The organism is Streptomyces nymphaeiformis (assembly GCF_014203895.1).
In the GTDB taxonomy this organism is placed as follows: domain Bacteria; phylum Actinomycetota; class Actinomycetes; order Streptomycetales; family Streptomycetaceae; genus Streptomyces; species Streptomyces nymphaeiformis.
Genome location: NZ_JACHJY010000004.1, coordinates 430,830 through 452,696 on the forward strand (window position 1 = coordinate 430,830; position 21,867 = coordinate 452,696).

Annotated in this window: 20 protein-coding genes and 2 tRNA genes; 5 read left to right on the top strand and 17 right to left on the bottom strand. The window is 69.7% G+C overall.

All coding sequences use genetic code 11. The features are described 5' to 3' along the window. Positions 1-70: 70 nt before the first annotated feature. Complete coding sequence (gene pknB / locus GGE06_RS16110) at positions 71-2,089, top strand: Stk1 family PASTA domain-containing Ser/Thr kinase (protein WP_116160008.1); 2,019 nt, start codon at positions 71-73, stop codon at positions 2,087-2,089. Positions 2,090-2,158: 69 nt separating this feature from the next. On the opposite strand, the gene GGE06_RS16115 is transcribed toward pknB, so the two are convergent. The 6 genes from GGE06_RS16115 to GGE06_RS16140 all read right to left on the bottom strand — a co-directional run bounded on the left by GGE06_RS16115 (position 2,159) and on the right by GGE06_RS16140 (position 6,577). Further along, positions 2,159-2,848 carry a class E sortase gene (locus GGE06_RS16115; protein ID WP_116160007.1) on the bottom strand — a complete coding sequence of 230 codons (690 nt, stop codon included), beginning with the start codon at positions 2,846-2,848 and terminating at the stop codon, positions 2,159-2,161. Between the two features lie 37 nt (positions 2,849-2,885). Beyond that, complete coding sequence (locus tag GGE06_RS43735; RefSeq protein WP_376773550.1) at positions 2,886-4,190, bottom strand: class E sortase; 1,305 nt, start codon at positions 4,188-4,190, stop codon at positions 2,886-2,888. A gap of 77 nt (positions 4,191-4,267) precedes the next feature. Continuing rightward, complete coding sequence (locus GGE06_RS16125) at positions 4,268-4,906, bottom strand: aminodeoxychorismate/anthranilate synthase component II (RefSeq protein ID WP_116160005.1); 639 nt, start codon at positions 4,904-4,906, stop codon at positions 4,268-4,270. Next, positions 4,903-5,064: a hypothetical protein gene (locus GGE06_RS16130; RefSeq protein ID WP_030206689.1), complete on the bottom strand. Its 162-nt coding sequence runs from the start codon at positions 5,062-5,064 to the stop codon at positions 4,903-4,905. Before GGE06_RS16130 ends, GGE06_RS16125 begins: the two co-directional genes overlap by 4 nt. A 64-nt stretch (positions 5,065-5,128) precedes the next feature. Beyond that, on the bottom strand, positions 5,129-5,794 hold the full coding sequence (locus tag GGE06_RS16135; protein WP_184931119.1) for a class E sortase: 666 nt from the start codon (positions 5,792-5,794) through the stop codon (positions 5,129-5,131). A gap of 15 nt (positions 5,795-5,809) precedes the next feature. After that, on the bottom strand, positions 5,810-6,577 hold the full coding sequence (locus GGE06_RS16140; protein WP_116160003.1) for a DUF881 domain-containing protein: 768 nt from the start codon (positions 6,575-6,577) through the stop codon (positions 5,810-5,812). A 140-nt stretch (positions 6,578-6,717) separates the two neighbouring features. Here GGE06_RS16140 and crgA point away from each other — a divergent pair, with 140 nt between their 5' ends. Next, entirely contained in the window at positions 6,718-6,972 is a 255-nt protein-coding gene (gene crgA / locus GGE06_RS16145; protein ID WP_056565215.1) for a cell division protein CrgA, read from the top strand. 370 nt (positions 6,973-7,342) lie between these two features. On the opposite strand, the gene GGE06_RS16150 is transcribed toward crgA, so the two are convergent. Both GGE06_RS16150 and GGE06_RS16155 read right to left on the bottom strand, forming a co-directional pair. After that, complete coding sequence (locus GGE06_RS16150) at positions 7,343-8,206, bottom strand: rhomboid family intramembrane serine protease (protein ID WP_116160002.1); 864 nt, start codon at positions 8,204-8,206, stop codon at positions 7,343-7,345. A 22-nt stretch (positions 8,207-8,228) separates the two neighbouring features. Continuing rightward, positions 8,229-8,756 (bottom strand): peptidylprolyl isomerase, encoded by a 528-nt coding sequence (locus GGE06_RS16155; protein WP_116160001.1) that lies wholly within the window; start codon positions 8,754-8,756, stop codon positions 8,229-8,231. A 172-nt stretch (positions 8,757-8,928) separates the two neighbouring features. Here GGE06_RS16155 and GGE06_RS16160 point away from each other — a divergent pair, with 172 nt between their 5' ends. Next, positions 8,929-9,618 (top strand): DUF5324 family protein, encoded by a 690-nt coding sequence (locus tag GGE06_RS16160; RefSeq protein ID WP_116160000.1) that lies wholly within the window; start codon positions 8,929-8,931, stop codon positions 9,616-9,618. A gap of 284 nt (positions 9,619-9,902) precedes the next feature. Here GGE06_RS16160 and GGE06_RS16165 read toward each other — a convergent pair whose 3' ends face one another. The 3 genes from GGE06_RS16165 to GGE06_RS16175 form a co-directional block, all read right to left on the bottom strand. Continuing rightward, entirely contained in the window at positions 9,903-10,280 is a 378-nt protein-coding gene (locus GGE06_RS16165) for a DUF6344 domain-containing protein (RefSeq protein ID WP_116159999.1), read from the bottom strand. Positions 10,281-10,436: 156 nt separating this feature from the next. Beyond that, on the bottom strand, positions 10,437-11,552 hold the full coding sequence (locus GGE06_RS16170; protein WP_147321083.1) for an acyltransferase family protein: 1,116 nt from the start codon (positions 11,550-11,552) through the stop codon (positions 10,437-10,439). 521 nt (positions 11,553-12,073) lie between these two features. Next, positions 12,074-12,146: transfer RNA gene (locus GGE06_RS16175), tRNA-Ala, on the bottom strand. Between the two features lie 130 nt (positions 12,147-12,276). Between GGE06_RS16175 and GGE06_RS16180 the strand changes: the two genes are divergently transcribed. Continuing rightward, a complete protein-coding gene (locus GGE06_RS16180; protein WP_116159997.1) occupies positions 12,277-12,825 on the top strand; it encodes a helix-turn-helix domain-containing protein in 549 nt (182 codons plus the stop codon). 64 nt (positions 12,826-12,889) lie between these two features. Beyond that, positions 12,890-14,164: a serine/threonine-protein kinase gene (locus tag GGE06_RS16185; protein WP_184931120.1), complete on the top strand. Its 1,275-nt coding sequence runs from the start codon at positions 12,890-12,892 to the stop codon at positions 14,162-14,164. A gap of 4 nt (positions 14,165-14,168) precedes the next feature. Here GGE06_RS16185 and GGE06_RS16190 read toward each other — a convergent pair whose 3' ends face one another. The 6 genes from GGE06_RS16190 to gyrB form a co-directional block, all read right to left on the bottom strand. Beyond that, complete coding sequence (locus GGE06_RS16190) at positions 14,169-15,527, bottom strand: hypothetical protein (RefSeq protein ID WP_312883156.1); 1,359 nt, start codon at positions 15,525-15,527, stop codon at positions 14,169-14,171. Positions 15,528-15,666: 139 nt separating this feature from the next. Next, positions 15,667-15,801, bottom strand: a complete 135-nt coding sequence (locus tag GGE06_RS42030) for a DLW-39 family protein (RefSeq protein ID WP_003958712.1) — start codon at positions 15,799-15,801, stop codon at positions 15,667-15,669. A gap of 159 nt (positions 15,802-15,960) precedes the next feature. Further along, positions 15,961-16,034 (bottom strand) — tRNA-Ile (locus GGE06_RS16200). Between the two features lie 102 nt (positions 16,035-16,136). After that, positions 16,137-16,712 (bottom strand): DUF3566 domain-containing protein, encoded by a 576-nt coding sequence (locus GGE06_RS16205; RefSeq protein WP_184931121.1) that lies wholly within the window; start codon positions 16,710-16,712, stop codon positions 16,137-16,139. Positions 16,713-16,818: 106 nt separating this feature from the next. Next, entirely contained in the window at positions 16,819-19,419 is a 2,601-nt protein-coding gene (gene gyrA, locus GGE06_RS16210; RefSeq protein ID WP_184931122.1) for a DNA gyrase subunit A, read from the bottom strand. Between the two features lie 41 nt (positions 19,420-19,460). After that, the gene (gyrB, locus tag GGE06_RS16215) at positions 19,461-21,488 is read right to left on the bottom strand and encodes a DNA topoisomerase (ATP-hydrolyzing) subunit B (RefSeq protein ID WP_116159993.1); all 2,028 of its coding nucleotides are present in this window, start codon (positions 21,486-21,488) and stop codon (positions 19,461-19,463) included. Positions 21,489-21,867 lie beyond the last annotated feature (379 nt).

The following is a 21,867-nucleotide window of genomic DNA, read 5'->3' on the forward strand; positions in this document are numbered from 1 at the left end:
GCGCGAACAGCACACACCGCCGGACCACCCATGGGTGCGGTCGGGACAGACGGAGAGGGCTGGATTAGCTATGGAAGAGCCGCGTCGCCTCGGCGGCCGGTACGAGCTGGGCCCGGTGCTCGGCCGTGGTGGCATGGCCGAGGTGTACCTCGCCCAGGACACCCGGCTCGGCCGCACCGTCGCCGTGAAGACGCTGCGGGCCGACCTGGCCCGTGATCCGTCCTTCCAGGCCCGGTTCCGCCGTGAGGCACAGTCCGCCGCCTCGCTGAACCACCCGGCGATCGTCGCGGTGTACGACACCGGCGAGGACTACGTCGACCAGGTCTCCATCCCGTACATCGTGATGGAGTACGTCGACGGGTCGACCCTGCGTGAGCTGCTGCACTCCGGGCGCAAGCTGCTGCCCGAGCGCACCCTCGAGATGACGGTCGGCATCCTCCAGGCGCTGGAGTACTCGCACCGCGCCGGCATCGTGCACCGTGACATCAAGCCGGCGAACGTCATGCTGACGCGCACCGGCCAGGTCAAGGTCATGGACTTCGGCATCGCGCGCGCCATGGGCGACGCGGGCATGACCATGACGCAGACCGCCGCGGTGATCGGCACGGCCCAGTACCTCTCCCCCGAGCAGGCCAAGGGCGAGCAGGTCGACGCCCGCTCCGACCTGTACTCCACGGGCTGCCTGCTCTACGAGCTGCTCACCGTCCGTCCCCCGTTCATCGGCGACTCCCCGGTCGCGGTCGCGTACCAGCACGTCCGCGAGGAGCCGCAGCCGCCGAGCAACTTCGACCCCGAGATCACGCCCGAGATGGACGCCATCGTCCTGAAGGCGCTGGTCAAGGACCCCGACTACCGCTACCAGTCCGCCGACGAGATGCGTGCGGACATCGAGGCCTGCCTCGACGGTCAGCCGGTCGCGGCCGCCGTCGCGATGGGCATCGGGATGGGCATGGCGGGCGCGCCCGCGTACGGCGGGGGCTACGGCGGCTATCCGCCGGAGGACCAGCCGACCACCGCGCTGCGCCAGGCCGACCCGGCCGGACAGACGTCGATGCTGCCGCCGGTGAACCCGGACGACGGCGGCTACGGCTATGACGACCGCCCGGACCGCCGTCGCGGCGGTGGCCAGAAGAAGTCGAACACCTCGACGATCCTGCTGGCCCTCGCGGGCGTCCTGGTGCTCGTCGGCGCGGTCTTCATCGGCGTCGCGCTCATGGACAAGAACGACGGGCCGCAGAAGGTCACGGTCCCGCAGCTGGTCGGCCAGACGATGCAGGGCGCGCAGGAACGCGCCGGCAACGTCCAGGTGAAGGTCCAGCAGGCCGGCACCGAGCGCTGCGACCAGCCCAAGGACACCATCTGCCGCCAGGAGCCGGCCGCGAGCGAGACCGCGAAGATGGACGTCGACGGCACGATCCAGGTGTACGTCTCCGAGGGCGCCCCGCTCGTCGAGGTCCCGGACGTCGTCGAGCAGTCCCAGGACCGGGCCGAGCAGCGCCTCAAGGACAGCGGCTTCAAGGTCAAGGTCGAGCAGGAGGAGTCCGCGGAGGACCCCGGCACGGTTCTGAAGCAGAACCCGGACGGCGGCACCAAGGCGGAGAAGAACTCCGAGATCACGATCACGGTCGCGAAGAAGGAGCTGTCGGAGCTCCCCAGCTTCAAGGGTCGTACCTGGGAGCAGGCCTCCCAGCAGCTGAGCTCGATCGGCTTCACGAACGTGTCCAAGGAGGAGGTCGACTCGAACGAGCCCGCGGGCACGGTCATCGACCAGACCCCCCAGGGCCCGTCGAACCAGCCGAAGGACGTCCAGATCGTGCTGAAGGTCTCCAAGGGCCCGCAGCAGACCCAGGCCCAGATCCCCACGGGCCTGACCGGCAAGAAGTTCAAGGACGTCCGGGACCTGCTCCAGGGCATGGGCTTCACGGTCGTCCAGCAGGGCTCCGACAAGGAGGACGCCATGGTCCTCAGCACGAACCCGCCGGAGGGTTCGATGATCGACAAGACCCAGCCGATCACCGTCATGACGCTGGGCGGCGGCGGGGACAACAACGGCAACCCCGGTGGTGGGGGCGGCGGCTTCTTCGGCTGACGCCCGCCAGGACCAAGGCGAGAGCCCCGGAATCCGTACTGGATGCCGGGGCTCTCCCGCTGTCCGACGTCAGCGCAGTTCCGCCGGAGGGGTCCGGTCGTGGTCGACCTTCTCGGTGCGCTCCAGCTCGCCCCAGACGATGTAGCGGTAGTCCGAGGTGTACATGGGGGTGCAGGTGGTCAGCGTGATGTAGCGGCCGGGCTTGGTCTTGCCGGATTCCTTCGGGACCGGCTGGAGGACGTCCACGTTGTACTTCGTGGTCTCGGGCAGGGTCTTGTAGACCTTGTAGACGTACCAGGTGTCCTTGGTCTCGAAGACGATCGCGTCCCCGGTCTTCAACTTGTGGATGTTGTGGAACTTGGCGCCGTGCCCGTCCCGGTGCGCGGCGAGCGTGAAGTTGCCCTGCTTGTCCTGCGGCAGCGCGGACTTGACCGGGTCGGTGTAGTAGCCGGCGACGCCGTGGTTGAGGACGTCGGTGCCGGTGCCCCGCTTCACCAGGACCTCGCCGTTGTCCATGGCGGGTACGTGGAGGAAGCCGATGCCGTCCTTGGTGTCCAGCGCGCCGGGGGCGCCGGCGGCCCCGTCGGTCGCCCAGCGGTCGCGGACCTGTGCGCCGTCCTTGTCGGCGGCGCGGTCGGCGAGGACGTTGGTCCACCACAGGGAGTAGACGACGAAGAGGCCGAGCACCAGGCCCGCCGTGATGAGGAGTTCGCCGAAGAGGCTGATGATCCCGGCGATCCGGTTGCGCGCGCGTGCCACTAGGTCGTCCCGTCGTCCCGTCCGGAGGTGTGGGGTCTCAGCCTACGAGCGCTTCCGGCTTTCCCTTGCTGCGCGGGCGTTCGTCGACCAGCTTGCCCCACACGATCATGCGGTACGTGCTCGTGAACTCCGGCGTGCAGGTGGTCAGCGTGATGTACCGGCCGGGGCCCTTGAAGCCGGACTGCTTCGGTACGGGTTCGATCACCGAGACGTTGGAGGGGGAGGTCTGCGGCAGGATGCTGGACATCTCGTACGTGTAGTACGCGCTCTGCGTCTCGACGACGATCGGGTCGCCGGGCTTCAGCTGGTTGATGTACCGGAACGGCTCGCCGTGCGTGTTGCGGTGGCCGGCCACCGCGAAGTTGCCCTGCTTGTCCGCCGGCATGGCGGTCTTGAGCCTGCCCTCGCCGTAGTGGCCGACCATGCCCTTGTCGAGGACGTCGGTCTTGCTGGTGCCCTCGGCGATGGGGACGACGACGTCCAGCTTGGGGATGTACATGATGGCGAAGCCCTTGCCGGGCTCGAAGGCGCCGGGCGCGTTCTTGTCGCCGCCCTTGGCCCAGGTGTCCTCGATCTGCGCCTTGGCCTTGTCGGTCTCCTGGCCGGCCCGGACGTTCGTCCACCACAGCTGGTAGGTGACGAAGAGGAGCATGACGACGCCGAAGGTGATGAAGAGTTCTCCGACGACCCGGCTGGCGACGACGCCGACGCTCTCCTTGGCGGCGCGGGCGGCCCGGCGGGCCTCGACGCGGGAGAGGGGACGTCCGTCGGAAGCGGGAGCGGGGGCGGGGGCCGCACTCCGGCTCCTGCCGCGGCCGCCCTTGGCGGCGCGGCGGCGCTCGGCCCGCCCGGGCCCCGGGGACGGCGGCTCGGAGGGGTCCTCCACGGCCCGCAGGGGCATCGTCCCGTCCACCGGGTCCGGATGGGGGTCATCCGGCTCTGTCGGCCCGTACGAGGGCTCGTAGGGGTTGTCCTGGGCGACACCGCCGTGGGCCGCCGCCGGCTCCTCGTACGCGTAATCCGCGGCGGGCGCGTAGGAGTCGGCGGGCACGTACGACTCGGCGGCCGGTCGCGGCTCGGCATGGGCATACCGCTCGGCGGCCGGTCTCGGCTCGGCGGGGACGTACCGCTCGGCAGGCGGCTGCGGCTCTGCGGGGACGTAATGCTCGGCGCGCGCGTACGGCTCGGCAGGCGGCGCGTACGCCTCGGCGCCCGGGTGCGGCTCGGCGTGAACGTAAGGCTCTGCGGGGACGTACCGCTCGGCGGGCGCGTGCGGCTCGGCGACGCCCTGCGGCTCGGCGGGGACGTAGTGCTCGCCGGCGACGTACCGCTCATCCCCCACGTAAGGCTCGTATCCGTCCCCCGGTATCGGCTCCGGGTCCGGTCCGTTCGCCGGGCGGAACCACGGCGAGCCCGTCGTCACGCGACGGCCTTGCCCACCACCGGAGCGAGCCCCGCCGACCGACCGACCGCCCCCTTGTCGCCGCACTGCTCCAGCCAGTTGGCCAGCATCAGGTGCCCGTGCTCGGTGAGGACCGACTCGGGGTGGAACTGCACGCCCTCGACCGGGAGTTCACGGTGGCGCAGCCCCATGATGATGCCGTCCTCGGTCCGCGCGGTGACCTCGAGCTCGGCCGGCAGCGCGGCGGGCTCGGCGGCCAGCGAGTGGTAGCGGGTGGCGGTGAACGGCGAGGGCAGTCCGGCGAAGACGCCCTGGCCCCCGTGCGTGACGAGGGAGGTCTTGCCGTGCAGCAGCTCGGGCGCGCGGTCGACGACGCCGCCGTACGCGACGGCCATCGACTGCATGCCGAGGCAGACGCCGAAGACGGGCACGCCGGTGTCGGCGCAGTGGCGGACCATGTCGATGCAGACCCCGGCCTGCTCGGGCGCGCCGGGCCCGGGCGACAGGAGCACGCCGTCGAAGCCGTCCTGCGCGTGCGAGAGCTCCACCTCGTCGTTGCGGAGGACTTCGCACTCGGCACCGAGCTGGTAGAGGTACTGAACGAGGTTGAAGACGAAGCTGTCGTAGTTGTCGACGACGAGAATTCGCGCGCTCACTGGCCGTCCACCGTCACATCGTTGAACGGAAGCAGAGGCTCCGCCCAGGGGAACACGTACTGGAAGAGGACGTAGACGATCGCGAGGACCAGCACGATCGAGATCAGCGCCCGTACCCACGCGTTGCCCGGCAGATGCCGCCAGATCCAGCCGTACATGACGTCGACCGCCCCTTCCGTTCGTTACGGGGACCAGAGTACGGGGCGAGGGGGCCGTGGGGGGTCAGCTGTCCAAAGCCTGTGGACGGCCGTCGGTCACCGGCCGGGTGGCGTCGAGGTGCGCCCAGACGATCAGCCGGTGGCTGCTGCCCCACTCGGGGTCGCAGGTGGTGAGGGTGAGGTAGCGGCCGGGCCCGTCGAAGCCGGACTTCCTGGGGACGGGGTCGACGACGGCGGTGTCGGCGGGGACGGTCCGGTACGGGCCGCGGTCGATCCGGTACGTGAACCAGGTCGTGCCGTCGGTGAGGACGACCGCGTCGCCGGGGCGCAGGCGCGGGAAGTCCTTGAAGGGGTCGCCGTGGGTCCTGCGGTGGCCGGCGACGGCGAAGTTCCCGGTGCCGCCGAGCGGGGCGGTGCGGGCGTAGTGCCCGAGGCCCTGTTTCAGGACGTCGGGTCCGGTGCCTTCGAGGACGGGCCATTTCCAGTCGCGGCCGAGCCGGGGGACGTACATGACGGCGATGCCCTTGCCGGTGACGTACGGCGCCGGTACGCGCGCGGGTGCGGCGGCGACGGGGGTGTCGGCCCACTCGCGCTGGAGGGTGTCGATCTGGGCGGCGCTCGCGCTGTCGGCCTGGACGCCGGTCCAGTAGAGGAGGTACGCGACGAAGAGGACGACGAGGGCGCCGGCGGTGATGCACAGTTCGCTGAGGGTCCTGACGACGAGACGCAAGCGGCCCTCCCGCCGTCAGCTCACCGGCTTCGCGTAGTGGAGGTCCACTGTGCCCGAGTACCCGGGAAGAGTCACCGCCTTGTGCTCGTCGACTTTCCAGCCGAGTCCGTACGCCTTGACGTACAGCTGGTAGTTCTGGAGCGCGGGGGAGTCGGCGAGCGCCTTGTTCAGCTTTCCCCGGTCACCGACGGCGGTGATCTTGTAGGGCGGCGAGTAGACACGGCCCTGGAGGATCAGGGTGTTGCCGACGCAGCGGACGGCGCTGGTGGAGATGAGCCGCTGGTCCATGACGCGGATGCCTTCGGCGCCGCCGTTCCACAGGGCGTTGACGACGGCCTGGAGGTCCTGCTGGTGGATGACCAGGTCGTTGGCCTGCGGTTCGGGGTAGCCGGGGGCGGCCTGGGCGTTCGGCGGGGCGTCGTCGAGGGTGACGGTGAGGCCGGCTCCGGAGACCTCGGTGGTGCCGGCCTTGGCTTCGAGGGCGTCGAGTTTCTCGTCCTGCGCGCGCGTGGAGCCGTCGTCGCGGGCGGCGAGGGAGTCGACGCGGGTGCGGAGGGCGGCGGTGGACTCGTCGAGGCCGGCGTTCTTGTGGCTGCGTTCCTCGATGAGGTCGGAGAGCCGCAGGAGCGAGGCGTCCGTGCGCAGGTTGGTGCCCTTGGCGGTGTTGAAGCTCGTGACGAAGATCAGTCCGGCGAGGGCGAAAACGGCAAGGGTGAGCACCCGGACGGGGCGCCACCTCGTGGTGCGGCCCGGCCCTTCGGGAGTGTCGGCGGAATTGCTCAACGTACCCTGATCCCCTTCGGTGCCGTGGAACCACTACGCTAACGGACGCCTGGGGGACGCAGTCGTCCTCCTTCGTCACATCCCGGCGCCAGCCACAGTTCCCTGCGCGGTCACGCAGCGCATCGACAGGAGAGTCCCTCGTGCCGAAGTCACGGATCCGCAAGAAGGCCGACTTCACGCCTCCGCCCGCCAAGCAGGCCACCAACATCAAGCTGACCAACCGCAGCTGGGTGGCGCCCGTGATGCTGGCCCTGTTCGCCATCGGTCTGGTGTGGATCGTGGTCTTCTACGTCACCGACGGCTCCATGCCGGTCGAGTCGATCCGGAACTGGAACATCGTGGTGGGCTTCGGCTTCATCGCGGCCGGCTTCGGCGTCTCCACGCAGTGGAAGTAGTCGCTTCCACCGAGCGGCTGAAGCGGCCCGAGCACGGCTGATGCCGGCCGAGCGCGGCTGAAGCAGCCCGAGCGCGGGTGATGTAGCGGTCGCGACGGCCGCTCGTCAAGTTCTCCCCCGAGCTTATCCACAGCGTTGTGCACAGCACTGGATAACTTACGAAGATCTGTGGATAACTCGGCGCGAGGTTGACGCCGGTATGACTGGAATCACCTTCGCCGAAACGCGCGACGCCCCTCGCCTCCCTGGAGAAACTCCAGGTCAGAGGCGGGGGGCGTCGTCTTTCCCCACAGAGCGGAGAGGGTTCGCCACGCACTGTGGATAACTCTGGGGAAAGCTCACAGAGAAGCTCTTCCACAGGCCTGTGTGCTCAGGTGAGCGCAGCCGAACGGGCGAGAACGATCCCCAGGTCGATCAGCAGCACCACCGCGCACGCCCCGTACTGCACGAGGTCCCGCCGGGCGCGGGGCGCGTGCACCATCACGTACGTCAGCAGGACTCCGGCCACCAGACCGCCGACGTGCGCCTGCCAGGAGATCCCCGGACGGGTGAACGTGATGAGCAGGTTCAGCGCCACGAACAGCAGCGCCGGCCGCATGTCCTGCCGCCTGCGCCGGGCCAGCACGATCCAGGCGCCGAGCAGGCCGTAGACGATGCCGGAGGCGCCGAGCGAGAACTGGTTCTGCGGGGAGAGCAGATAGGCGAGCGCGGAGCCGGAGAGCCCGGAGAGCAGGCACAGGGCCGTGTACCGGATCCGCCCCAGCTCGGGTTCGACGATCCCGCCGATCATCCACAGGCCCAGCATGTTGAAGAGGAGGTGCGGGATCTCCTGGTGGAGGAAGGCGGAGGTCAGCAGGCGGTACCACTCGCCGTCCGCGACCCCGACCAGCTCACCGCTGGGGAGGTAGGCGCCGCCGATCAGCGCGAGGTCGTCGATGAGCCGGTCGCCCACCACCTGGACGGCGATGAACAGTGCCAGGTTGATCGCCATGAAGATCTTGGTGACGAGCCGTCCGTCCGCCGCCACCCGGCCGCCGGCGAGCGTCCGGGGCTGGTTGGCGTCGGCGGCGTGACCCGTCCCCGAGCCGCCCCGCACGCACTCGGGGCACTGGAAGCCGACGGACGCGGAGATCATGCACTGCGTGCAGATGGGCCGCTCGCAGCGGACGCAGCGGATGCCGGTCTCGGCCTCCGGGTGGCGGTAGCAGCGCAGCAGTCCGGGCTGCGTGTCCATGGGAGGTCCCGTCCCTTCCGCCTCAGCGCTTCTCGATCACCACGGACTCGACGATCACGTCCTGGAGCGGACGCTCGGTGTGCGGGTCGGTCGGGGTGGCCGCGATCGCGTCCACGACCTTCCGGCTCTCCTTGTCCACGACCTCGCCGAAGATGGTGTGCTTGCGGTTCAGCCAGGTCGCGGGGCCGACGGTGACGAAGAACTGCGAGCCGTTGGTGCCCGGGCCGGCGTTGGCCATGGCCAGCAGGTAGGGGCGGTCGAAGAAGAGCTCCGGGTGGAACTCGTCGGCGAACTCGTAGCCCGGGCCGCCCGTGCCGTTCCCCAGCGGGTCGCCGCCCTGGATCATGAAGCCCTTGATGACCCGGTGGAAGGACGTGCCGTCGTAGAGCGGGTCCGAGGAGACCGTGCCGGTGGCGGGGTGCGTCCACTCGCGCTCGCCGGAGGCGAGTTCGACGAAGTTCCGGACCGTCTTCGGGGCGTGGAACGGCATCAGCCGCACCTCGATGTCGCCCAGGCTCGTCTTGAGGATCGCGTACAGCTGCTCGGCCACGGTCGCCTTCCGTCCACGTCGTGTCGCGTCATGTCACGTCTGTCTCTGGCGTGTCCGATCCTCGCATGCCCCGGATGCCAGCCCCGCATGCCGGAGGCCGCTCCGGCGGGCATGATGCCGAAAAGGATGGAAAGGTGAAAAACCGACATCGCCACCGAGGAGGAGGATTCCCGTGACCCGCATGGACAGCGTGCGCGCCGCGACAGATTCGGCGAAGGAGAGCGTCCTGCACGCCGCGGAAGTGGTGGCGCCGTACGCCGGCACGGCCAAGGACCAGGCCGCGCACTACGCACACGAGGCGCGAGCGGTGCTCGCGCCGAAGGTCTCGAAGGCCGCGTCCGCGGCCCGTACGCAGGCTCGCGCGCAGTACGACTGCTATGTCGCACCGCACGTACCGCCGCGGGTCGACGCGGCCGCACACCGTGCGGCGGTCAAGACCCGCCAGGCCGCCCGTCAGGCGGCCGACTACACCGTTCCGCGCGTCGAGAGCGCGGTCGCCGCGACCGGTCCGGTCCTCGACGAGGCCGGGGCGCGTTCCACCGCCGCCTGGGCCGCGCTGCGCGGTCAGGTGACACCGGAGGACATCAAGAAGATCGTGAAGAAGCACGAGCGTCGGGCCAGGGCCGGACGCCTGGCCAAGGGACTGGTCGTCCTCGGCCTTCTGGTCGGCGGCGCCTTCGCCGCCTGGAAGTGGTGGGACAGGCAGGCCAATCCCGACTGGCTGGTCGAACCTCCCGCGCCCACCGAGACGGGGGACGAGGGCTCCTCGCTGTCGTCCGTGGACGGCAGTGGGGCCTCCCCCGATGCGGAGGAAGAGACCGAGTCGGATGCCGCGGCCACCGAACGCGACGAACGCCGCTGACCGATCACCACGGGGCCCTGCCGGGGTCCTGCAAGGGTTCTGCCCGGGGCCCTACCGGAGCCGTACGGGGTTCCGCCGGGTCCTACCGGGGTTCTGCTGGGTCCTACGAGATTCCGCCGGGTCCTACCGGGGTCCTGCTGGGTCCTACGAGATTCTGCCGGGCCCTACCTGGGTCCTGCTGGGTCCTACGAGATTCCGCCGGGCCCTACCTGGGTTCTTCCGGTTCCTACCGGGGTTCTGCAGGGGCCTGCGCGTGAGGGCGTGGGGAGTGCGCTCCCCGCGCCCTACGCCGCCGCGGCGAGCGCCAGCTCGGTCAGCGCGGCCGGGTCGGTCCCGGCCGCGGCGGTCGACGAGGACCGCTGCCGCGCGGAGGGCGAGGAGCCGTGGGCCTCGGCGGCGATGCGCTGCTTGATGGTGGGCGGCAGGGAGCGGTCCCCGGCCAGCGGCCACCGGTGCGCCCGCTGTGCCGGTACGGAGGGCAGGGCGCGCTGCCCGGTCGGGGCGGCGGCGGGGACGGCGGCGGGCGCGGCCGGCTCCTCGGGCTGCGTGACGGCGGGCTGCCCGGCCGCGGCGGCCGTGCTCGCCAGGCCGACGGAGGCGAGGAGGGCGAAGAGGACGGAGATGAAGGCGGTCCAGAACTGCTTGACCTTGGCGGTGGCCATGGCCCCTCACTTTCGTGACGTTCCCGGATGGTTCATTTCGGTTTGCGCGCTTTACGTACTTTCCTCATGATGTGGCTGCGCGCCCGTTTCTCACGGAGCACCGCCGCCTCCGCGCAGTTCTTCCGATCAACACCACCCGTCCGGATCAACCCGGGGTCAGAGCTGGGCGAGCCCCCGCTTGAGGTAGTCGCCCAGCGGCTTCTCGACGAGCTTGTTCACCAGGTACGACAGCACCAGCATCCCGAGGACCAGCACACCGACGAGCCCCCACGGGGAGACGAGCTCGCGCGGCGCGAAGTAGCCGATGAGCTCCCAGCCGATCACCTGGTGGAGCAGGTACAGCGGGTAGGTCAGCGCGCCCAGGACCGGCAGCCACCGCCACTGGACGCGGGAGAGCCTGCCCGTGGCGATGAGCGCCATCATCCCGAAGAAAGCCGCGAGCACCACGATCACGGGCCACGCGGCACGCCGGCCGAGGAAGGGCGTGAGGTGCTTGAACTCGTCGATGGTGGGTGCGAGGGAGGCGCAGAAGCAGATGCCGACGATGCCGAAGAGCATCAGGTTCGGCCGGAACCGGTACATCAGGTAGAACGCCATTCCGGCGATGAAGAACCAGCTGTACTCGGGGATCAGCAGCATCCGCAGCGGTCCGGGCGGCGCCTTGGCGACGACGAGCGTGGCGGCGCCCCAGACGCAGCAGAAGAGCAGGACCCTCTTGTACGTCAGGCCCCACCAGGCGACCAGGACGAACAGCAGGTAGAAGCGGAGCTCCGTGAAGAGCGTCCAGTAGACGGCGTCGACGTGCGGGACCCAGAAGGCCTGCTGAAGCATCGTCATGTTGGTCAGGACGTCGTTCCACGGAAGGTGGCGGCGGCCGCCGGGGACGACCGCGACGGTGATGGTGGTCGCGATGACCGCGAACCAGTACGCCGGGTAGAGCCGGACCACCCGCGAGACGAAGAAGGCCTTCACGGGCCGGTTCCACGCGCTCATGCAGATGACGAAGCCGCTGATGAGGAAGAAGAGCTGGACGCCGAGATAGCCGTACGCCGACAGGCGGAAGGTTCCGGGGAACATCTCCCTCACCGGCGTCGGCCAGCCGCCGCCGCGCGCCGTGTAGTGGTACGCGACCACCATGAGCGCCGCCACCAGTCTGGTCCCGTCGAGCGCGTGGAGCCGCGCCGGGCGCTTCGTCCCCGGGCCCGGCACGTCACGCGCCTCGAGCCGCTTTAAACGGGTCCTGAGCCGCACGGGCTGCAGCTGGTTCAGCACTCGGAGATCCCCCCACACAAGACTGCGTCCGGAGAGCCCATCCGGCTCCCCCAGCGTGAGACCAGCGAGGTGGGCACAGGTTGCCCACAGCACCCCCCACGACTTCCGGTTTATGTCACATGTCACTCGGACTCATGTGTTGCGAACGGAAATCGCAGGGGCTTCCATGGGTTGCGGCCCAAGGCTCCCTGTCACCTCACAGGACCTTTGCGCAAATCCCGCATCTCGTCGGACCCGGGGGAGGGAAGGCAGCACACCCCTCCCGCGACCCGCCTGTTCGAGGAGTCGAACCATCTCGTCACGAGGCTCGACGGCCGGAGCGGCGATGACGGCGGCCTCCTCCCCATCACTCCGAGGAGATCCTCGGGGGGGGATCCGCAAGGGCGATCCGCAAGAGTGACCCACAAGGGCGACGGCACCCCCGCCGAACCCCGCGCACGCCGGCCGGCCGCGGGTCGCGCCAACGGCGCAAAAAACACCCCCCTGACCGCGTTTCCACAGGTCAAGGGGGTGCTGAAGAGTGGAGCCTAGGGGAGTCGAACCCCTGACATCTGCCATGCAAAGACAGCGCTCTACCAACTGAGCTAAGGCCCCGGAACGAGGACAGCGTACCGGGTCACCCCCCATGTCCGGCAAAAGGATTGGGACTCCCGGTCGGCGACCACTCTCCGTAAGATGCTGACCGAGGTTCGCAGTGGCGAACCTAAGGGATGGGGAGTAAGCAATGGACGCAGCGCAGCAGGAAGCCACGGCAAGAGCCAGAGAGCTTCAGCGCAGTTGGTACGGAGAGCCGCTGGGGGCGCTCTTCCGTCGCCTGATCGACGATCTCGGGCTCAATCAGGCCAGGCTCGCGGCCGTGCTCGGGCTCTCCGCGCCCATGCTGTCCCAGCTGATGAGCGGCCAGCGGGCCAAGATCGGCAACCCGGCCGTCGTCCAGCGCGTCCAGGCCCTCCAGGAGCTCGCGGGACAGGTCGCCGACGGCAGCGTCAGCGCCGCCGAGGCCACCGACCGCATGGACGAGATCAAGAAGTCGCAGGGCGGCTCCGTCCTCACCGGCACGAGCCCCACCACCACCGGTTCCGGCGCGCCGACCGTGCGCCGCGTCGTCCGCGAGATCCAGTCGCTGCTGCGCTCCGTGGCCGCCGCCGGCGACATCATCGACGCCGCCGACTCGCTCGCCCCCGCCCACCCGGAACTGGCAGAGTTCCTCCGGGTGTACGGCGCCGGGCGCACCGCCGACGCGGTCGCGCACTACGAGTCGCACCAGAACTGACACGGGGCCGGCGGCCGGCCGGCACCGTGGCGAGACGACGCGGACGGGGAGCGGGCGCAGCGCGATGGGTGAGGTCTTCGCTGGTCGGTACGAGTTGGTCGACCCGATCGGACGCGGCGGGGCGGGCGCCGTGTGGCGTGCCTGGGACCACCGGCGCCGCCGCTACGTGGCGGCCAAGGTGCTCCTGCAGAGCGACGCGCACACGCTGCTCCGCTTCGTCCGCGAGCAGGCGCTGCGGATCGACCATCCGCACGTCCTCGCCCCGGCCAGCTGGGCCGCCGACGACGACAAGGTCCTCTTCACGATGGACCTGGTGGCCGGCGGCTCGCTGGCCCATGTCATCGGGAACCACGGCCCGCTGCCGCCCCGCTTCGTCTGCACCCTGCTCGACCAGCTGCTCTCGGGCCTGGCCACGGTGCACGCCGAGGGGGTCGTGCACCGGGACATCAAGCCCGCGAACATCCTCATGGAGGTCACCGGCGCCGGGCGGCCGCATCTGCGGCTCTCCGACTTCGGCATCTCCATGCGCAAGGGCGAACCCCGCCTCACGGAGACCAACTACGTGGTGGGGACACCCGGTTACTTCGCGCCCGAGCAGCTGCTCGGCGCCGAGCCGGACTTCACCGCCGACCTCTTCGCCGTCGGCCTGGTCGCGCTGTACCTGCTCAAGGGCAGCAGGCCGGACTCCCAGGCCCTGGTCGAGCATTTCCGCGTGTACGGCACTCCGGGCGCCCCGGAGGGCATTCCTGAGCCCTTGTGGCAGGTTCTCGCGGGTCTGCTCCAGCCCGATCCGCAGGCGCGGTTCCGGACGGCCTCGGGGGTACGGAAGGCGCTGAGCGCCGCCGTCGAGCTGCTTCCCGAGCCGGGCCCGGGCGAGGTGCCGGTCGAGATCGTCGACCAACTGGGTCCCCTCCCGGCAGGCTTCGGCCCGGAAGGCCCCACGGCACCCGCACCCGCGCCCGCTCCCGTACCCGTACCCGTACCGGCCCAGGAGCAGCCCGTACAGCAGGCACCGCCCGTACAGCAGGTCGCCCAGCAGGCACCGCCCGTACAGCAGGCAGAGCCGTATCAGCAGCCTCCGCAGCCCCCACAGCCGCAGCACCAGCCCTACCAGGGCTACCAGGGCTACCAGCCCACCGCCCAGGTCTCCTCGCCGCCGCCGCTGCCCCGGCCCTCCGGGACGGGCAGCTTCCACCTGCCTCCCCCGGTCACGCAGACCGCACCCGCGGCGCCCGCCCCCGTACGACGGCCGGGACCGCCCCCGAAGGTGGCGGTCCCGGTGCTGCTGCTCGCGCTGGTGTCGTTCGCGGTCGGTTTCTGGGCGCTGACGCAGATCTGAGGGCTCAGGCAGCCCGCCGCCGGGCAAGGAGGGTCCAGGCCCCGAGCCCGAGGAGCAGGACGGTCCCGGTGCCGATCCCGGCCGCCGCGACGACCTGCATGGTGCCGTTCGTCGTGGCGTCCGCCCCGGTGGCGCCGTTCGCCGCGGCCTCCCGGTCGTCCGCCGTCACGGAGAAGACGCCGGGGTCCGCGTCGTACGCGGGAGCCGTCTTCGGGCTGCCCTCGACGTTCACCCGGAGCGTCAGCGGCACCGGCTTGTCGCCGTACTCGGCGGCGATGTCCGGGCTCAGCGTCGCCGTGAGGTAGTACCAGCCGGCGAAGCGCATGCCGCTGGTGGCCTCCTGGTACGAGGTGCGGTTCTCGTGGGCCACCGGTCGCAGCGGGTCGAGCGCCAGCGTCGCGGGCTTCCCGTCGTAACTGACCGTGTTCATGTCGACGAAGCCGAGGGCCGGGTTGTCGAGCGAGAGGGTGAGCGCGTTGCTCACGAGGTCGCCCTCGGTGCCGCTGCCGAGTTCGGCGCTGGCGAAGAGCTGCTGCCCCCAGTCCACGGGCACCCGGTAGAAGAGCGTCTGGCCGGGCCGGATGTCGGCCCGCCACTCGCCCTCCCGCAGCGAGACGGCCCCGTGGAAGCCGTCGCCGCCCTGCCGCTTCTGCTGGCCTCCGGCCGGCGGAGCGGGCGTGGCGGACGCCCAGGCCTCGGGGAGCGCGGTGGGGCCGGCCTGCTTGAGGAGGGGCTCGGTCACGTACCGGAGCTCGAGCTCCCAGTCGTCCGGGGTGGAGGCCGCCGCCGACTCGCGCTCGACGAGGACGTAGTACGCGCCCTGCTTCTGGCAGCTGGAGGTGTCCGGGTCGACGGTCCGGCGGGCGTAGGCGACGAGCGGCCTGGCGTACTGCCCGGAGCCGAAGTTCGCCTCCTGGTAGCCGCAGTCGGTTCCGGAGTTGTCCTGGATGCTGACCTTGAAGCCGTCGCCGTACTCGACCTTGCCGCCGGGCTTGGGGACGGCGACGACGGAGACGTAGGTGTTCCGCTTCGTGTCGAGGTCGACGCGGTAGTAGACCTTGCCGTTCCTCTTGAGGGTGTCCCGGTAGGTCTGGCCGGTCTTCAGGGGCTTCGCGTCGAGGCTGGAGGCGGCGCCCTGGATCCGCTGGGCCGAGCCGTCGAAGGCGTACGGCGGTACGGAGGTCCCCCCGGCCCTCAGGGCCCCACCGGCCCGGGTAGCGGTCCCCATGGCCTCGCCGGCCCTGTCCCGGGCCGCCACGGCCTGGGCGGGCAGGGCCGTCACCGCGCCCACCGCCGCGGCCGCCGCGACCAGGGCTCCCGTCCTCCGGCCGATCCCGGTCCGCCTCCCGGCCTGCGTGCCCACGCGTCTCTCCCGTTCGTCCGCACGATAACTTTGCTTGAGCAATCAGAAATTTTGCGCTAGTGAACTCGCGTGGGGTGGGGTACAGCAAAGCCCCGGTCCGCTCACGCGGCCGGGGCTTCACCCACAGAGTGTGTGTCTCTCAGACACCGGAACCTGCGGGCACGGAGTCGGTCGCCTCCGTCCACAGATCCTGCTCGGCGCGATCCGCCTGGATCTGGCGGTACACGAGGAGCCCGCCGATGGCGGCCAGTGCGACCAGGAGAAGCTTCTTCACCGCGCGACCTCGTCTTTCGTTGACGTAGGAGACTTCTGACGCCCACTCTACACATCGACCGATACCGATCGGTGACCTGTACGGGCTTCGCACCCCTGCTTCAAACCTCACACAAACAGATCGACCCGGATGGAGTACCATCCGGGTCGATCCGATCTGTGGGGCTAACAGGATTTGAACCTGTGGCCTCATCCTTATCAGGGATGCGCTCTAACCAACTGAGCTATAGCCCCGCCGCGCTTTGCGGTTTTTCGTGTCCGCCGCGCTGACTCCTGAACATTAGCGCACGTGGGGGCCAGTCCCAAAATCGATAGCCGGGGCCGGCCCCACGCGGACTACTCGTCCTCCGCCAGCGTGAGCTCGACACCGCCCACGAAACCGGCCGACAGGTTGTAGATGAAGGCGCCCAGCGTCGCGAGGGCGGTCATCAGGACCACGTCGATCACGGCGATCACCGAGGTGAACAGCAGGACCCGCGGCAGCGACAGGAACGACTGCAGGTCGAAGCCGTTGGACTCGTTCGAGCCCGTGGCCTCGCTGATCGTGCCGCCGACCGTCGAGAAGACGCCCATGGCGTCCATGACCATCCACAGCACCGCCGCGGCCACGACCGTGCAGACGCCCAGCGCGATGGAGAGCAGGAAGCTCACCTTCATGACCGACCACGGGTCGGCCTTGGCCACCCGCAGCCGCGCCTTGCGCGTCCTGGGCGTCGTACTCGCCCCGGTACGCGGCCGGCGCACGGCGCCGGTCTGCCCGCCCCGCGTACCGCCCACAGGCGTACCGCCCGCAGGCGTGCCGTACGCCTGTGGCGGGTGGTAGGGCCCTCCCGGCTGCCCCTGGGGGCGCTCGCCGGGCAGTGGCCCGTTGTACGTCTCGTACGAGGGCTGCTGCCCCCGAGTGTCCGTCACCGCAACCCCCTGGGAGTCCGTGGCGGGGCCACGGGCGCCGTTCGCTCCAGCACCGGCAGGAACTCCGGCAGCCGCCGATCCGGCGCCCGTGGCTCCACTCACGCTCTTACTCCTCGTGCTCCCCGGCCGTGGGCTCCGTGCCCTCGGCCGCCTCGGCCTCGATCGACTCTGCCGACCCGACGACGCCCTCGGCGTCCTCGATGTCCTCGTCCTCGCTGCCGGCCTCGGCGTTCCGTGCGATGCCGACGACGGCATCGCGCTTGCCCAGGTTGATCAGCTGGACGCCCATGGTGTCACGGCCGGTCTCCCTGACCTCATTGACTCGCGTACGAATCACACCGCCGGACAGCGTGATGGCGAGGATCTCGTCGGTCTCCTCGACCACCAGCGCGCCCACGAGCGAGCCGCGGTCCTCCACGATCTTGGCGGCCTTGATGCCGAGGCCGCCACGGCCCTGGACGCGGTACTCGTCGACGGGGGTGCGCTTCGCGTACCCGCCGTCGGTCGCGGTGAAGACGAAAGTACCGGGCCGGACGACATTCATCGAGAGCAGCTCGTCGTCCTCGCGGAAACTCATCCCCTTGACGCCCGAGGTGGCGCGTCCCATCGGACGCAGCGCGTCGTCCGTCGCGGTGAAGCGGATCGACTGCGCCTTCTTGCTGACCAGGAGCAGATCGTCCTCGGACGAGACCAGCTCGGCGCCGATCAGCTCGTCGTCGCCGCCGTCCGCGGTCTCCCGGAGGTTGATCGCGATGACACCGCCCGAACGCGGCGAGTCGTAGTCCTTCAGCGCGGTCTTCTTCACCAGGCCGGCCTTGGTGGCGAGCACCAGGTACGGCGCGGCCTCGTAGTCGCGGATCGCCAGGATCTGGGCGATCTGCTCGTCCGGCTGGAAGGCCAGCAGGTTGGCCACGTGCTGGCCGCGCGCGTCCCGGCCGGCGTCCGGCAGCTCGTACGCCTTGGCCCGGTAGACCCGGCCCTTGTTCGTGAAGAAGAGCAGCCAGTGGTGGGTGGTGGACACGAAGAAGTGGTCGACGATGTCGTCCTGCTTCAGCTTCGTGCCGCGCACGCCCTTGCCGCCGCGCTTCTGCGAGCGGTAGTCCTCGGTCTTCGTCCGCTTCACGTAGCCGCCGCGCGTGATCGTGACGACGATGTCCTCCTCGGCGATCAGGTCCTCGATGGACATGTCACCGTCGAAGGGCACGAGCTTGGAGCGGCGGTCGTCGCCGAACTTCTCGACGAGCGCGGCCAGTTCCTCGCTGACGATCGCCCGCTGGCGCTCCGGGGAGGCCAGGATCGCGTTGTACTCGTTGATCTTCGCCTGGAGCTCGTCGTGCTCGGCGATGATCTTCTGGCGCTCCAGGGCGGCGAGCCGGCGGAGCTGCATCTCCAGGATCGCGTTGGCCTGGATCTCGTCGATCGTGAGCAGGTCCATCAGGCCCGTACGGGCGACCTCGACCGTCTCGCTGCGGCGGATGAGGGCGATGACCTCGTCGATCGCGTCGAGGGCCTTGAGGAGGCCGCGCAGGATGTGGGCGCGCTCCTCGGCCTTGCGCAGCCGGAAGCGGGTCCGGCGGACGATGACCTCGATCTGGTGCGTCACCCAGTGGCGGATGAACGCGTCGAGCGAGAGGGTGCGCGGCACGCCGTCGACGAGCGCCAGCATGTTCGCGCCGAAGTTCGTCTGCAGGTCGGTGTGCTTGTACAGGTTGTTGAGGACGACCTTGGCGACGGCGTCGCGCTTGAGCACGATGACGAGGCGCTGGCCGGTGCGGGACGAGGTCTCGTCGCGGACGTCGGCGATGCCGCCGATCTTGCCGTCCTTGACCAGGTCGGCGATCTTCTGCGCGAGGTTGTCCGGGTTGGTCTGGTAGGGCAGCTCCGTGACCACCAGGCACTGGCGGTTCTGGATCTCCTCGACCTCGACGACCGCGCGCATCGTGATCGAGCCACGGCCGGTGCGGTACGCCTCCTCGATGCCCTTGCGGCCGACGACGAGCGCGCCGGTGGGGAAGTCGGGGCCCTTGATCCGCTCGATCAGCGCGTCGAGGAGCTCCTCGTGGCTGGCGTCGGGGTGCTCCAGCGCCCACTGGGCGCCGGCCGCGACCTCGCGCAGGTTGTGCGGCGGGATGTTGGTGGCCATACCGACGGCGATGCCGGCGGAGCCGTTGACCAGCAGGTTCGGGAACCGGGCCGGGAGGACCGTCGGCTCCTGGTTGCGGCCGTCGTAGTTGTCCGTGAAGTCGACGGTCTCCTCGTCGATGTCGCGGAGCATCTCCATCGACAGCGGCGCCATCTTGCACTCGGTGTAGCGCATGGCGGCGGCCGGGTCGTTGCCCGGGGAGCCGAAGTTGCCGTTGGAGTCGACGAGCGGCATGCGCATCGACCAGGGCTGGGCGAGGCGGACGAGCGCGTCGTAGATCGAGGAGTCGCCGTGCGGGTGGTACGTACCCATGACGTCACCGACGACGCGGGCGCACTTGTAGAAGCCCTTCTCGGGCCGGTAGCCGCCGTCGTACATCGCGTACAGCACGCGCCGGTGCACGGGCTTGAGGCCGTCCCGTACGTCGGGCAGCGCGCGGGACACGATGACGGACATCGCGTAGTCGAGGTACGAGCGCTGCATCTCGGTCTCGAGCCCGACGGGCTCGATCCGCAGCACGGGTTCCTGCTCTTCGGTGGTGCCAGGGGTGTTTTCGTCGGCCATTGCTGGTCGTCAGTCCTTTCGTACGGTCAGCTGAGACCGACTCAGATGTCGAGGAAGCGAACGTCCTTGGCGTTGCGCTGGATGAACGAGCGCCGTGCCTCGACGTCCTCGCCCATGAGCACCGAGAACAGGTCGTCGGCCTGGGCGGCGTCGTCCAGGGTGACCTGGCCGAGCACGCGGTGCTCGACGTCCATGGTGGTGACGCGCAGCTCCTCGGCGTTCATCTCGCCGAGACCCTTGAAGCGCTGGATCGAGTCTTCCCTGATCCGCTTGCCGTTCTGCTTGCCCAGCTCGACGAGCGCGTCCCGCTCGCGGTCCGAGTACGCGTACTCGAAGTCGTCCCGGCCCCACTTGATCTTGTAGAGCGGCGGGCGGGAGAGGTAGACGTGCCCGGCCTCGACCAGCGGCCGCATGAAGCGGAAGAGGAAGGTCAGCAGCAGGGTGTTGATGTGCTGACCGTCGACGTCGGCGTCCGCCATCAGGATGATCTTGTGGTAGCGGAGCTTCTCGATGTCGAAGTCCTCGTGCACACCGGTGCCGAAGGCGGAGATCAGCGCCTGGACCTCGGTGTTCTGCAGGATCTTGTCGACGCGGGCCTTCTCGACGTTCAGGATCTTGCCGCGGATCGGCAGGATGGCCTGGTACATCGGGTTGCGGCCGGACTTGGCCGAGCCGCCGGCGGAGTCACCCTCGACGATGAAGATCTCGCACTTGGACGGGTCGTTCGACTGGCAGTCGGAGAGCTTGCCCGGCAGCGAGGCCGACTCCAGGAGGCCCTTGCGGCGGGTCAGGTCGCGCGCCTTGCGCGCGGCCACGCGCGCGGTGGCGGCCTGGATCGACTTGCGGACGATGTCCGCGGCCTCGTTCGGGTTGCGGTCCAGCCAGTCGTTGAGGTGCTCGTAGACCGCCTTCTGGACGAAGGTCTTGACCTCCGTGTTGCCCAGCTTGGTCTTGGTCTGGCCCTCGAACTGCGGCTCGCTCAGCTTGACCGAGATGATCGCCGTCAGACCCTCGCGGATGTCGTCGCCCGTGAGGTTGTCGTCCTTCTCGCGGAGCAGCTTCTTGTCGCGCGCGTACTTGTTGATCAGCGAGGTCAGCGCGGCGCGGAAGCCCTCCTCGTGCGTGCCGCCCTCGTGGGTGTGGATGATGTTGGCGAAGGAGTACACGCCCTCGCTGTAGCCGCTGTTCCACTGCATCGCGACCTCGAGGGACAGGTTCTTGTCCTTGTCCTCCGCCTCCAGGTCGATCACGGTGGGGTGGATCAGCTCGCCCTTGCGCGAGTTGAGGTACGTCACGAAGTCGACGATGCCGCCCTCGTAGTGGTACTTCACCGTGCGCGCGGCGGCCTCGGCGGCCTCCGCCTCGGGGTCGTCCGCGCCGACCGTGGCCTTCGCCGACTCGCGCTCGTCCGTGAGCGTCAGGGTGAGGCCCTTGTTGAGGAAGGCCATCTCCTGGAAGCGGCGCGCGAGCGTCTCGAAGGAGTACTCGGTGGTCTCGAAGATGTCCGGGTCGGCCCAGAAGGTCACCGTCGTGCCGGTCTCCTCGGTCGCCTCGTGCTGGACGAGCGGGGCCGTCGGGACGCCCATCTTGTAGTCCTGCGTCCAGCGGTGGCCGTCCGTCTTGATCTCGACGGAGACCCTGGTGGACAGGGCGTTCACGACCGACACGCCGACACCGTGCAGACCGCCGGACACGGCGTAGCCGCCGCCGCCGAACTTGCCGCCCGCGTGGAGCACGGTCAGCACGACCTCGACGGCCGGCTTGCCCTCGGACTCCACGATGCCGACCGGGATGCCACGTCCGTTGTCGACGCAGCGCAGCCCGCCGTCGGGCAGGATCGTCACGTCGATGGTGTCGGCATAGCCGGCCAGGGCCTCGTCGACCGAGTTGTCGACGACCTCCTGCACCATGTGGTGCAGTCCGCGCTCGCCGGTCGAGCCGATGTACATGCCAGGGCGCTTGCGCACGGCATCCAGACCTTCGAGGACCTGGATGTTGCTGGCGGTGTACTGCTTGTTCTCGTTGGGGTTGCCGGAATCGGCCACGAAGCGCCCTTTCTGGCACAGCACAGGCCGTTCTCCGGGCATACGGGAGCGGCTGCGTCGTTCGACATGTTCCGCAGGGTGGCGGGATTGTCTCCCAGTCTACCGGTAGCGCCGACACTCATGGGGGTTTGCCGGTACCTGAATGCGCATGTGCCGCCCTGAGCGGGAGCGAGACGACTCCCCATATCCGGATAGGGGCTCCAGAGCCCGTAGACGGCCACCTAGCGCTTCGACCGGTGACGGCCAGTGGGCACACGCTCCGATCCGGCCGTGGGCACGTCCGCCGCCGCGTCGTGAGCATGCGTTCCGCCCTGCGGAACGGGTGGGCACAACGAGTGGGCTCGACGGGTGGGCACCACGCTCACGCGCGACGGCGCCCTCTGCCCGGGCCCGCGCCCCGAGG